Genomic DNA, 11,234 nt, shown 5'->3' on the forward strand with positions numbered 1-11,234 from the left:
GAAACCTCACTTCGGTAGCGGCAGGTAGGCGGTGGTGTTCGCGGCACGCGCGGGCGAGGGCGGGGTCGCGGGAATGTTCTCGACGGGCTGCATCACGCCGCGCGCGGCGCCGCTGCCGACTATCGTCGGGCCGTCGGCAGGCGCCGGCATCGCGGAACCCGCGCCGATGCTGCCCGGTGCGCTTGTGTCGATAGTGGCTGCGCTGTTTGCCGCGAGGTTTGCCGTGCTGTCTGCTGTGCTGTTTGCGCCGGCAGCGGCAAGACCATTCGCTGCGGCGGAGGTCGATGAAGCCGGGTCTTCCGGCACTGTGTAGATATGCTTGACGCCGTCGGGTGTCTGACCGTAGCGCACATCGTCGGAGGACATGAGGAAGGAGAACGAGGGCGCCGAGGGCAATGTGTCTTCCGCCTGCGCGACGCTCACACGCACGTTCTTCACGTTGTCGCTGAGATCGTGGCGCATGCGGGCAACGGCCGCTTCGACCTCGCGCGGATTGGCGGCCTTGCCGCTGATCTCGAAGATCCCGCGCCCCGTGTAGAGCACTTTGAGCCCCTGCATGGCGAGCGAATCCGCGATATTGCGCACGTCGTTCTGCGCGATGTCGTAGTGGCGCACGATACGGTTCGGCGATATCCGCATCAGCATCTTGCGCACTTGCGCGTCTTCGTCGGCTGTCGCGACCATGCCGCTGACGATCACCGTCGAACCGCGCACCTGCGCGTGCAGTTCCTTCATGTGAGCGGCGGCCAGTTCGAGATTCACGCGCTGCGCGAGGTCCCCCGCGTCGCGCGGCAACGCGGCGCGGCTCACGGCCGTCGTCAGCATCACGGAGCCGATGACCAGCACGGCGCCGAGCATCGCGCACCCGGAAACGATGCCGGTCATTTTGCGGCGGCGCGAGCGCTCGGCGGCGCGCCGGGTTTCGTCCGGCTTCACGAGCAGCGTGGAGAGCAGGTCTAGGTCGCTCGGCCACGCGGCGTCGTCCGAGCCTATGCAGATGACGGTATCGCCGAACTGCATCGGTACGAACTCGAGCAGAATGACCGTGCCCGGCTCGTCGTCGTCTTGCGCTGCGTGGCCGGCTCCCTGATTGCCGTCGTTGCGGCTTCTTGTGTGAGTGTCTGTCTTGCTGTTTTCGTCGGCGTCGGGCTCGTCCTGGGCGAGGGCCACGACCGGCAGCATGCGACGCGCGCTCACCACGCCGCTTGCATCGACGACGAGCGACACGTCGTCGCCGCGCCAGTCGGAGATGCGGATGTCGGCGTCGTCGTCCGCGCCGATGCGGTGAGTGCCGGCGCTGAGACGCAGTTCCGCGCCGGCATGCACGCCAGTCAGGATACGCAGCAGCTTCGTCATGAAAAGCCCGTTGAAGGAATGATGGGGCGCGCAGCGGCACGCCTTCGACACTCACTCTAGCCGCCGCCGATGACGTTCCGGCACACAATGCGAAGCAGATACATGGAAAGCGAAACCGCGCACGGGCGCTATCGCGACGCGCTGCATCAGCCGTGTTCGGCAGCCGTGAGCGCCATGCCGCGCTGCACGATGCGCACGTTCAAGGCGCGCTCGCGCATGAGCGGTGTCGAGGGTCTGGCGTAGCTGAGCAGCAATAGTGGCATCAGCAGATTGAGGCGGCCGGCGCGGCTGATTTCTTCGGCAGATGCGTCGGCTTGCCCGGCCGCACTTCGCGTTTCAGATGCCTCGCCTGGCGCGGCCGCGCCTCGCATCCCCGACGCATCGATCAGCCGCTGTCTCCATGTGCCCATGCTCGTATCGCCGCACACACCGTTTTGCAGCTGCACGGCAAGCAGATCGATGAAGCACTCGTGCAGCATCGCATCGAGCGGCGCGCGCGGACGCGCGGCGGCTTCATCGCGCAACGCGAGCAGCGCGTCGCACCACAGACGTGGCAGCGTCTCCGGAATGTCCGTAGAACTCCCTTGTGCAGCGACGAATTTCTGCAGCACGCCAGGCGCGGGTGGCGCAACTGCTGTGTGTCCACTGCGCGCGCGAATCTGCGCGCGCGACATGCCCTCATCGCCGTCTGCGCCGTCGTGGCCGTCATGCGGTGGTGCGCCGCTGCCGCGGCCACCGCCGCCGTCGCGCGTGATGCGACCGCAGTCGCCGCCGTCCGGCGCGTGCCCGCTCGCCTCGTTGCCGCTCGCGACAAGCGGCCGGCGCATGCCGGCGCGGCGTGCCGCATTGCGCTTGCGCGCGTTGAGCGCCGCGAGCCTGCGCGCGAGCAGCGAACCGCGCAGCGCCATCTGTTGCGTGCGGGCATAACTGAAGCTGATCGTGCCGCGATACAGCACCGCGAAGCGCGCGACGGTGCTCTGCTGCGACCGCTCGCGAGTCGTCTGCGCCTGCGCTGCGAGCGAGGCAGTGGGCGCGTGGTAACCGACGCGCGTCATTGCGGCACCGCGGTGTGCATGATCTCGTTGGCGAAGTGCAGCAGCGCCGCCGCCGAAAACGGCGCGGCGATCACGATAGCTATCGTCACCGCAATCAGCTTCACACCGTGCGAGAGCGTTTGATCCTGCATCGACGTGATCGCCTGCAGGAACGACACGCCGAGCCCCACGAGCGCGGCCACGATCACGATGGGCAGCGAAATGTACATGCACAGCAGCATGCCCTGAGTCGTGAAGCGAACGAGCGTGTCGATATCCATGTGCCGGTTGTCCCGAGTTCTTCGCGCGAGGAGGCCGCGCTAGCGATAGGTCATCACGAGGCCGTGAACCAGCGTCGACCAGCCGTCCATCACGACGAACAGCAGCAGCTTGAACGGAATGGCCACGTTGGTGGGCGTCACCTGGTTCAGGCCCATGGCGAGCAGCACATTGGCGATGATCAGGTCGATGACGATAAAGGCAATGTAGAGCAGAAAGCCGATCTTGAACGCGTCGGTGAGTTCTGTGAGCGTGAAGGCCGGCGCGAGCACGATCAGATCGTTTTCGTGCAGGCTCGACGCGGCGTCTTTCGGCCACACCACATTCGCCGAGCGGATGAAGAAGCGCTTCTCGCGTTCGTTGGTGTGCTTCTGCAGGAACGTGCGGAACGGTTCCCGCGCGGCGCTGAAGACCTGGATCAGCGCCTGGGTCGGCTGGCCGGCTATCGCCTGGCCCTGCATCGACTGCATGGCCTGCATGCCGACGGGCGCCATCACGTAGAGCGATACGAGTATCGCCACGCCGTTGAGCACCATGTTGGGCGGCACCTGCTGCACACCGAGTGCATTGCGCAGTAGGCCGAGCACGACAACGATCTTGGCGTACGAGGTGACGACCATGGCGACGAAAGGGACCAGGCTGATCGCGACGATGACGATCAGCAGCCCGGTAATGTCACTGAACTGGACCATCGCCGTGCGCCATGCGCAGGATGCGGATGCCGAGATGGTCGCCCACGGTGACCAGTTCGCCATAGCCAATGGTCTGGCCGTGCGTGACCAGCTTGAGCTGCGCTTCGGCAACCGGGGTCGGCAGTTCGAGCACATAGCCGGGGCGCAGCGCATACAGTTGCGAGAGCGGCAGCGCAACCGTGTCGACTTCGAACTGCACGGGCAGATCGAGTTCGCCGATGTGGATCGGATTCGAATGTTGATCCGGCGCGAGCAGATCGTCCGGGCGAACGGGATCCAGCTCATCGGTCATGACGGGCTCCTTCGTGAGTGAAAGCCTGCGGCCTTCCATGTTGACTTGCGCGTGCACGCGCATCAGGCCGGGCGAGCCCCAGGCCACGGTGGCGCTCGCGGGCTGCGCGAGCGGCGCGGCGTGGCCCGCGGTGGCGTGAATGGAGCGGCCTTCGGTAACGTGAGTGAAGGCGCCCTCCGCGGCGTGAGCGGCGTGGCCTTCGGCGGCGTGGGTGGCGCACGCTTCGTCGGTGTGACTGGCTTCGCAGCCCGGCAGCAGCGCGCGCAAATTGGCCGGCAGCGAACGCAGCAGTACGTCGCCAGGTTCGAGCGCGCGCAGCGTGTCGACGGGCAGGCGCCGGGAGCCGAGTATCAGACGCCCCGGCACGATGCAGTCGGCAAACGGCGGTGCGCTGCGCTGTATCTGCGATGCAGCGTGCGCCGTGAACGCACCGGCGGCATGACGGGCAGTACGCGCGGCGTGCAATGCTTCGAGCGCATCTACAACAGGCGCCGTGAGCAGCACGCGCGCGCGATGCCGTGTTCCGTCGAGCGAGAAAGTGACGCTGAATGCCGCGCAATCTCGTGTGTCGGGCTGATTGAACGCATGGGCCGTGCCGCGCGCGAGCTGCGTGACATGCATGCCTGCGAGGCCGAGCGACTCGAGACGCTTGAGCAGCGGTTCGAGGAGCACACCCGCGACCGCGATGCGCAATGCACGCGCCGCGTCGCCGGGCGTGGGTGCGAGCGAACCGTCAGGCAGCGCGGCGATGTCGAGCGCGGGGTACTCGGCCAGATCGAACAGGACGCGAATCGCGCCGGCAGAATGGGCGAGATCGAGCACGCCCGGTTGTTCAAAGGGCGCGCTGATGCTGTCGGCTGAGGCTTCGAGCGTGGCTTGCCAGGCGACGATGGCGACGTCGCGCTGGAGACGTCGCGCGGTGCCCGCATCGCAGACGAGCCGCGCCACGCGCGCGGCCAGCGGCGGCACGGCGCGAAGCCGCAGCGCGGCAATGGATGCGGCTGTTGCGGTAGCGTGTGGCGCGCTAGCGTGTGAGGCGGTTTGTGAAGTGTCGGCCGAGGCGGCGTTCGAAGTGGCGTGCGCGGCAACGCTTGCCGTGGTCTCGTGCTTTGCGCGCGCGATGCCGCGCCGTTCGGTGACATCGCCAACATCGCCAACCCGCGCGGCTGCCTCCGGGATGCCATGCGTTGCACCACGCGTCGCCGCGTCTTCGGCAGCAGCCTCCATCCCTCGCAGTTCGGCGGTCGAATAACCCATGCGGCGTCGGTTCAAGGATGCGGCCAGCGTCGGCCAGGATAAGCGATAGACGGCGCGTTCACCACACCGTCAGCTCGATGTCGCGCGGCGTGCCCCACGCGTTCAGCAACGCAGCGAGCTCGCGTTCGAGCATCGCACTGTGGTCGAAGAGTAACTGCCGCGTTTCGATGCCCCGCGTGTCGAACCGAAGCGACAACCAGAAACGCGAAAGAGAGAGATAAAGCGTGGTGTCCGGAAAGATGCGCTCGTCGAGCGGAATGCGCACTTCCCAGTTGCCGGCCTCGCTGATCGCCGGATCGGCGCAGAAGGCCGCGACCTCGCGCGCGAGCGAGCGCGCCAGTTCGAGGAAATGACCTTGCGTGCGGAAGAGGGCGTCGACGGCGGGCAGCGTCGCGGCGGGCAGACGCTGCAACAGCGCGTCGTGTGCGGCGAGGGCCGACTCCGATGCACGCGCGCCTTCGCCTGCCGCGGCGGTTCCGGTGTCGGCGCTCGAATCGCGGGCTTGTCCGTCGTCGAAGTGGCGCGCATGTGTGGGGCTTTCGCCCGCGCCGGCTGATTCACTCGCACAGTCCGCTTGCGCTGCGTCTGCCGCTTCGTCGCAGCACACAGGAGGGCGCTGCAAACGCGTGCGGCGCACCAGTGCGGCGTAATCGAAACGCCGCGCGCGCGCGGTCCCGGCGGCCGGACGCTGCTCGGGATCGGAAGGAATGATGCGCAACGGCCGCGATTCGATGAGGGTCATGAGCGTGAACGCGGCTGTGATGCTGCGGCTAGATCGTCACGCGGCCAAGCGGCTGCAACTCGACGTGCTCGCCGAGCTCCTGATACGAGTACACCGCGAGCCAGCCGAGCCGTGCCTCGATCATGCGGCGCACGTAACGGCGAATATCCATCGAGGTGACGAGCGCAACGCCGTCACGCGGCGTATCGCCGACAAAAGACTGGATGCGGTCGATCAGAAAACCCACTTCGTCGGGCGGCAGCGCAAGGAAGTTGCCGGTCGGCGTCTGCTTGATCGCCTGGCGGATATGCTGTTCAACCGGAAGATCGAACAGCACCGCGGGCAACTGCCGCCCCGCGCCCGCCGCGCGATGCGCGAGAAAACGCGCGAGATCGCCGCGCACGTATTCGGTCAGCATCAGCATGTCCTTTTCCTTCGCACCCCAAACCACAAGGCTCTCCAGAATATTGCGCACGTTGCGGATTGGAATCTGTTCTTCGAGCAATCGCCGCAGCACGTCAGCGATGCGCTGCGGCGGCAGCACTTTCTGCACCTCGGCGACAAGGCCCGGATATTCGGCGTTCTGCTGATCGAGTATCCATTGCACCTCCTGGATGCCGAGAAAGAGCGAAGCGTGCTTGCGCAGCATCGCCACGGACGCATGCGCGATCACCTGCTCGGCGCGCCACGCCGGCTGTTTCGGCGGCAAGCTTTTTTCGTCGAGCCACCACGTGGGCCCGGGGCCGCCGTCGAGTCCACGGCGTTTTTCCGCGCGGGCGTCGCCGCGCGCGGGGAGCGCTTGCGCGTCGGCGGCGGGTGGCTCGCGCGTGCCGGTGAGCGCCGGGTCGGGCAGCATCACCTTGCCGGGCGGCAACTCGATCGCGCAGTACGGCACGTCGTGCATCAGCAGTTCGCAGCTCGAAGCGGGCAACTCGTCGCTTGTCCACATCGTGATGCCGGGAAACGGCAAGCCGAGATATTCCTGCAGACGTGCACGTTCCGTTTCGAATGAGCGGTCGAGCGCGGTGGTCGACAGGCGCGCCACGAGGTCGGGCGAAATGCGCACGCCGAGCGGACAGGTGAATTGCGGCGCGCGCGTGAGGATGGCCGGCGTCTCGGCTTTCGAGCCGGCACGCTGCATCGCGTTGACGGCTTCGCCGGCATGCGTGGTCGCCGCAGGCTTGCTCTTGCCGAGGCGGTAGCCGCAGAACGCGAGGATTGCCGCGAGCAGCAGGAACAGCGAACTCGGAAAGCCCGGCACGGCGGCGAAGCCAAGCAGCAGCAGGCTCGCGAAGTAGAGTGCGCGGGCGCTTGCCGAGAGCTGCCGGCCGATCTCGTCGCCAAGCGAGAGGGGGCGTGCGTCGCGCTCGTCGGACACGCGTGTGATCATCACGCCCGCGGCCACCGAAAGCAGCAGTGACGGAATCTGCGAAACCATCGCGTCGCCGACCGAGAGAATCGAAAAGCGGTTCGCCGCTTCGCCCGCCGACATCTCGTGATACGCGACGCCCACCGCGATGCCCGCGATGATGTTGATCAGCGTGATGATGAGCCCGGCCACCGCATCGCCCTTGACGAATTTCATCGCACCGTCCATGCCGCCGTGCAACTGGCTCTCGACGGCAAGCGTCGCGCGCTTGCGGCGTGCCTCTTCGGGCGTGAGCAGATTCGCGCGCAGATCGGCGTCGATACTCATCTGCTTGCCGGGCAATGCGTCAAGCGTGAAGCGCGCGCCGACCTCGGCCACGCGTTCAGAGCCCTTCGCGATCACGATGAACTGCACGGTCGTGATGATCACGAACACGACCATGCCGACCACGAGGTTGCCGCCCACCACCAGTTCGCCGAAACTTTCAATGATATTGCCCGCATCCGCGTGCAGCAGAATCGACTTGGTCGACGCGATGTTCAGCGAAAGCCGGTACAGCGTGGTGAAAAGCAGCAGCGACGGAAACACCGAAAGCGACACCACGTTCGGCACATACATGGTCACCATCAGCAGCGTCACGCTGATCGTGATGTTGATGGCGAGAAGAATGTCGATCAGAAACGGCGGCAGCGGCAGAATCATCAGCGAGATGATCGCGACCACCAGCAACGCGATGCCGATTTCACCGCCGGCGGGTAGCTTAAGTGTCTTGAACATCGCGGGTCTCGAAGTTGTCGCGGTTGTCGTGGTTGTACTGGCCGTCCTGGTTCTCAATTCGCCGCGCGCCGATTGAGTCGACCCAGCGCAGGATCGCGGCGACGGTTTCGAACAGTTCCTCCGGAATCGGCTCGTCGATTCCAACCTTGTAGAGCGCGCGCGCAACCGGCGGGTTGCCGATGATCGGCACATTCGCGTCGCGCGCGAAGCGCCGCAATTGCGCCGCGCTTTCGTCCATGCCGCGCGCGATCACGAGCGGCAGCGGATGCTCGGCGGGCGCATAGCGGATGGCGACCGCATAATGCGTCGGATTGACGATCAGCGCATTCGCAAAGCCGACGCGCTGCGCGGGCGCGGCCGAGGTAGCGAACTCGCGTGCGAGCTTTTTGCGTTCCGCCTTGATTTTCGGGTCGCCGTCCATCTGCTTGCGCTCGCGTTTGACTTCGTCTTTCGACATCTTCAGCTTGCGCAGGAACAGTACGCGTTGCAGCTTGACGTCGACCACGCCGATCACGATGAACACGCACACCGCGACCGCACACAGTTTGATGAGCAGCGACCAGAACAGCTTGGACAGTTCCGGCAGCGGCTGATACAGCGAACCGACGATCAACGGCAAGATCCACTTGATCGTGAACCACATCACCACGCCGATGATGGCTGCCTTGACGATCATCTTCACGAGGTCGATTACCGTGCGCCACGAAAATATCCGCTTTACGCCGTCCACGGGGCTGACGTGCTTGAGATCGGGCACGACCGGCTTCGTCGCGATCTGAAAGCCCACTTGCGGCATCAGCGCGGCCACCGCCGCGAGCGCCGCGGCGCCCACGCACGGCACGATTACGATCAGCGCCTCTTTGCCGAGGTCGAACAGCTTGCCGATCATGAGCGGCTGATCGTGGCTGCCCGACGCGAATTCCAGCGCAATATTCACGATCTCGCGCAGCGCACCGCCGAAGCGCGCTGCCGCGAACGCGAGCACGCCGAGCACAGCGGCCATTGTCGTGGCGTCGACCAGGTCGGCGCTCCTGGACGTCTCGCCGTCCTTGCGCGTGTCGCGCAGCCGCTTGTCGGTAGGCTGCTCGGTTTTCTCTTCGCTCATGACATTCCGCTCGTCACCGCATGCGCCGCGCCTCGCCGCGTGTGATGCCGATGCGCGACGCCCATGCCCTTCGTAGCCCGACGGTAGCGGGCTCTTCGCCACGGGGCGCAGCAGATGCGAAGCCCGCGTAAGGCAAACGAAGCGAGGTGGCTCGCGGGGGAAGCGGGGTAGCGCGGCTTCGCGGTACAGCGACAGCACTGATCGCGCCACGCCCACCGCATACACCCGCTTGAAGCAAACTCACGCGACCGTGAGTGCCGCAAACAGTCCACCCCGGCCGCGCTTGCGCTTCGCATGGATCACGCTCGCTTCGTATCGCGCATGTGCCGCTGCCCGCTGAACGGTATCCTGGTGCATCGCTGCGCGCCGCATGCCGATGCGTCGATCGGCCTCGCGCGACAGTGCTTCGTCGACTAGTCCATCAGCAGGAGTTCTCGCCATGAGTACCGCCACGCCGGATCACCTCAACTGCAGTCAGGCCATAGTGGGCGGTCTGATCGATACGCTGTCCTGCGCGCTGCTCAACAATTTTCCGACGCTCGAAGCGGATCCTTACGACATCGAGCTGACACTCGACGCTCTGCGTCTGTTGCGCCCGCGCATGGCGGAACTGGACACGATGGAAGCTGTGCTTTACATGCAGCGCGGCCATTGGGACGACGCGATCCGCGTGTTCTCGCGCGTGATCGAGGGCGCGCCGCATTTCTCGTATGCGAAGGCGCTGCTCGCGTTCTGCCTGTCCGTGAAGGGCGATGCCGGCTGGCGTCAATGGGCGAGCGCGGCGCTTGCTCAGAATCCGGATCGCGACACGCGCCAGCTCGTGCGCGCGTTGGAAGCTCGCGACGATCTGCGCGAGGCGATTCGCGTGTACCGCAACGGCGGCACCTTCGAAGTGCCGCTGTCGATCACCGCGCTCAACGACGAGTTGCCGCAGGAGCCGCCCGCCGTGGCCCCGCCGCCGCCGGCCGCTCACAACGAGGCGCTCGCGCAGCAGGGCTATCTGCGCATCTGAATCTGCATATCTGAATCTGCACATCTGAGTCAGGCGACGCGGCGTTGTGGCGTCGTCGGAAATCATTCACTGGCAAGAGGCTGACCATGGCACTTTCTGTCACCAACCAGCAGATCGCGGCCGCGCTGCAGGCGGCCGCGCCGGCAGCGCATGCGGCGGGCGGCGACCCGTCCCTGCAACAGGCTGGAGACCGCTTCAAGGCGATGATGCAGAACCCACGGATGGCGCCGCCCAATCACGGCGACGACATGAGCACCAACGTGATCGCGAAGATGGCGGCGTCGCAGGACGCCGAGATACAGAAGTCCGTGAACGATGTGGTTGCGCTGTCGAGTCAGGCGAACACCATGTCGGTGCAGGAGATGACCGCCGCCGCGATGAAAGCGACGCTCGAACTCGCGAGCACGCAGCTCGACATGGAGGCCAAGATGGGCGTGGTCAACTCGTCGAAGTCGTCGGTTGAAACGCTGATGAAGAACCAATAGGCCATGCGAAAAGCCACGCAGGCGACGAGTGCCGCAACAGGCCCGCGTGCCCACGCGATGCGCGTGGCCGCGCTCGGGCTTGCGCTGGCCGGCTGCATTCTGCTCGCCGGCTGCCAGAAGGAGCTGTACCGCAATCTCACCGAGCAGGACGCGAACGAGATGGTGGTGGCGCTGCTGGAGCAGGGCGTCGATGCGTCGAAGAGCACCGTCGACAACGGCAAGACCTGGACGCTCGAAGTCGACGACAAGCAGCTGGTTCGCGCCATGCAGGTGCTGCGCGAGCGCGGCCTGCCGCACAGCCGTTACGACGATCTCGGCAGCCTCTTCAAGAAAGACGGCCTCGTGTCGACGCCGACCGAGGAACGCGTGCGTTTCATTTACGGCTTGTCGCAGGAGTTGTCGGCGACGCTCTCGAAGATCGACGGCGTGATCGTCGCCCGCGTGCAGATCGTGCTGCCGAACAACGATCCGCTTGCGCAGCAGATGAAGCCGTCGTCGGCGTCGGTGTTCATCAAGTACCGGCCCGATTCTGACGCGAACGCGCTCGTGCCGCAGATCAAGACGCTCGTGATGCACAGCGTCGAGGGCCTGACCTACGACGCGGTGAGCGTGACGGCCGTCGCCGCCGATCCCGTCGATCTGCCTAGACCCGCGCCGGCGCAGGCGTCGCCGCTGACCACGCTGATCGCGGCGGCGCTGGTATTTCTCGTCGGCGCCGCGAGTCTGTTCCTGTGGCTGCGGCGCGGCATGCCTGCGCAACGCCCGGCCGCTTCGCTGTATTCGCGGATTCACGCGCGAGTCCTTGCGCTCGTCGGCAAGTGGCGGCGGGCGAAACCTTCGTCGGCTGCGTAATGG

The 11,234-nt window shown here is 65.9% G+C and carries 12 protein-coding genes; 3 read left to right on the forward strand and 9 right to left on the reverse strand.

What is annotated here, in order from left to right; genetic code table 11:
- Window positions 1–6 precede the first annotated feature (6 nt).
- From A3AC_RS0104700 to A3AC_RS30325, 9 genes are all read right to left on the reverse strand, one after another.
- Window positions 7–1,356, reverse strand: coding sequence for a secretion protein (locus tag A3AC_RS0104700; protein ID WP_025597658.1), 1,350 nt, complete (start codon window positions 1,354–1,356; stop codon window positions 7–9).
- A 146-nt stretch (window positions 1,357–1,502) separates the two neighbouring features.
- A complete protein-coding gene (locus A3AC_RS0104705) occupies window positions 1,503–2,411 on the reverse strand; it encodes a hypothetical protein (protein WP_025597659.1) in 909 nt (302 codons plus the stop codon).
- On the reverse strand, window positions 2,408–2,671 hold the full coding sequence (sctS, locus tag A3AC_RS0104710) for a type III secretion system export apparatus subunit SctS (protein ID WP_013341121.1): 264 nt from the start codon (window positions 2,669–2,671) through the stop codon (window positions 2,408–2,410). Before sctS ends, A3AC_RS0104705 begins: the two co-directional genes overlap by 4 nt.
- Before the next feature lie 39 nt (window positions 2,672–2,710).
- Window positions 2,711–3,361, reverse strand: a complete 651-nt coding sequence (gene sctR, locus A3AC_RS0104715; RefSeq protein WP_025597660.1) for a type III secretion system export apparatus subunit SctR — start codon at window positions 3,359–3,361, stop codon at window positions 2,711–2,713.
- Window positions 3,345–4,910 carry a type III secretion system cytoplasmic ring protein SctQ gene (gene sctQ, locus A3AC_RS0104720; protein ID WP_025597661.1) on the reverse strand — a complete coding sequence of 522 codons (1,566 nt, stop codon included), beginning with the start codon at window positions 4,908–4,910 and terminating at the stop codon, window positions 3,345–3,347. Before sctQ ends, sctR begins: the two co-directional genes overlap by 17 nt.
- 58 nt (window positions 4,911–4,968) lie before the next feature.
- Window positions 4,969–5,652: a type III secretion system protein SctP gene (gene sctP / locus A3AC_RS0104725; RefSeq protein ID WP_025597662.1), complete on the reverse strand. Its 684-nt coding sequence runs from the start codon at window positions 5,650–5,652 to the stop codon at window positions 4,969–4,971.
- Window positions 5,653–5,680: 28 nt separating this feature from the next.
- Entirely contained in the window at window positions 5,681–7,777 is a 2,097-nt protein-coding gene (gene sctV / locus A3AC_RS0104730) for a type III secretion system export apparatus subunit SctV (RefSeq protein ID WP_025597663.1), read from the reverse strand.
- Window positions 7,761–8,882: a type III secretion system export apparatus subunit SctU gene (sctU, locus tag A3AC_RS0104735; RefSeq protein ID WP_025597664.1), complete on the reverse strand. Its 1,122-nt coding sequence runs from the start codon at window positions 8,880–8,882 to the stop codon at window positions 7,761–7,763. Before sctU ends, sctV begins: the two co-directional genes overlap by 17 nt.
- Window positions 8,883–9,122: 240 nt before the next feature.
- Complete coding sequence (locus A3AC_RS30325) at window positions 9,123–9,323, reverse strand: hypothetical protein (protein ID WP_156924568.1); 201 nt, start codon at window positions 9,321–9,323, stop codon at window positions 9,123–9,125.
- On the opposite strand from A3AC_RS30325, the gene A3AC_RS0104745 reads away from it, so the two are divergent.
- The 3 genes from A3AC_RS0104745 to sctJ all read left to right on the forward strand — a co-directional run bounded on the left by A3AC_RS0104745 (window position 9,322) and on the right by sctJ (window position 11,231).
- Window positions 9,322–9,894, forward strand: coding sequence for an HrpB1 family type III secretion system apparatus protein (locus A3AC_RS0104745; protein ID WP_025597665.1), 573 nt, complete (start codon window positions 9,322–9,324; stop codon window positions 9,892–9,894). The genes A3AC_RS30325 and A3AC_RS0104745 overlap by 2 nt on opposite strands.
- Before the next feature lie 86 nt (window positions 9,895–9,980).
- Complete coding sequence (locus tag A3AC_RS0104750; protein ID WP_025597666.1) at window positions 9,981–10,379, forward strand: type III secretion protein HrpB2; 399 nt, start codon at window positions 9,981–9,983, stop codon at window positions 10,377–10,379.
- Between the two features lie 3 nt (window positions 10,380–10,382).
- Entirely contained in the window at window positions 10,383–11,231 is an 849-nt protein-coding gene (sctJ, locus tag A3AC_RS0104755) for a type III secretion system inner membrane ring lipoprotein SctJ (protein WP_025597667.1), read from the forward strand.
- The last annotated feature ends 3 nt before the right edge of the window (window positions 11,232–11,234 follow it).

Source organism: Burkholderia sp. WSM2230 (assembly GCF_000472445.1).
Classification (GTDB): Bacteria; Pseudomonadota; Gammaproteobacteria; order Burkholderiales; family Burkholderiaceae; genus Paraburkholderia.

Bases quoted from the DNA above. Each gene is read 5' to 3' on its own strand.
- sctQ (WP_025597661.1), bottom strand. From the start codon at position 4,910: ATGGGTTATTCGACCGCCGAACTGCGAGGGATGGAGGCTGCTGCCGAA.
- A3AC_RS0104750 (WP_025597666.1), top strand. From the start codon at position 9,981: ATGGCACTTTCTGTCACCAACCAGCAGATCGCGGCCGCGCTGCAGGCG.
- sctV (WP_025597663.1), bottom strand. From the start codon at position 7,777: ATGTTCAAGACACTTAAGCTACCCGCCGGCGGTGAAATCGGCATCGCG.
- sctJ (WP_025597667.1), top strand. From the start codon at position 10,383: ATGCGAAAAGCCACGCAGGCGACGAGTGCCGCAACAGGCCCGCGTGCC.
- sctP (WP_025597662.1), bottom strand. From the start codon at position 5,652: ATGACCCTCATCGAATCGCGGCCGTTGCGCATCATTCCTTCCGATCCC.
- sctR (WP_025597660.1), bottom strand. From the start codon at position 3,361: ATGGTCCAGTTCAGTGACATTACCGGGCTGCTGATCGTCATCGTCGCG.
- A3AC_RS0104700 (WP_025597658.1), bottom strand. From the start codon at position 1,356: ATGACGAAGCTGCTGCGTATCCTGACTGGCGTGCATGCCGGCGCGGAA.
- sctU (WP_025597664.1), bottom strand. From the start codon at position 8,882: ATGAGCGAAGAGAAAACCGAGCAGCCTACCGACAAGCGGCTGCGCGAC.
- A3AC_RS30325 (WP_156924568.1), bottom strand. From the start codon at position 9,323: ATGGCGAGAACTCCTGCTGATGGACTAGTCGACGAAGCACTGTCGCGC.
- A3AC_RS0104745 (WP_025597665.1), top strand. From the start codon at position 9,322: ATGAGTACCGCCACGCCGGATCACCTCAACTGCAGTCAGGCCATAGTG.
- A3AC_RS0104705 (WP_025597659.1), bottom strand. From the start codon at position 2,411: ATGACGCGCGTCGGTTACCACGCGCCCACTGCCTCGCTCGCAGCGCAG.
- sctS (WP_013341121.1), bottom strand. From the start codon at position 2,671: ATGGATATCGACACGCTCGTTCGCTTCACGACTCAGGGCATGCTGCTG.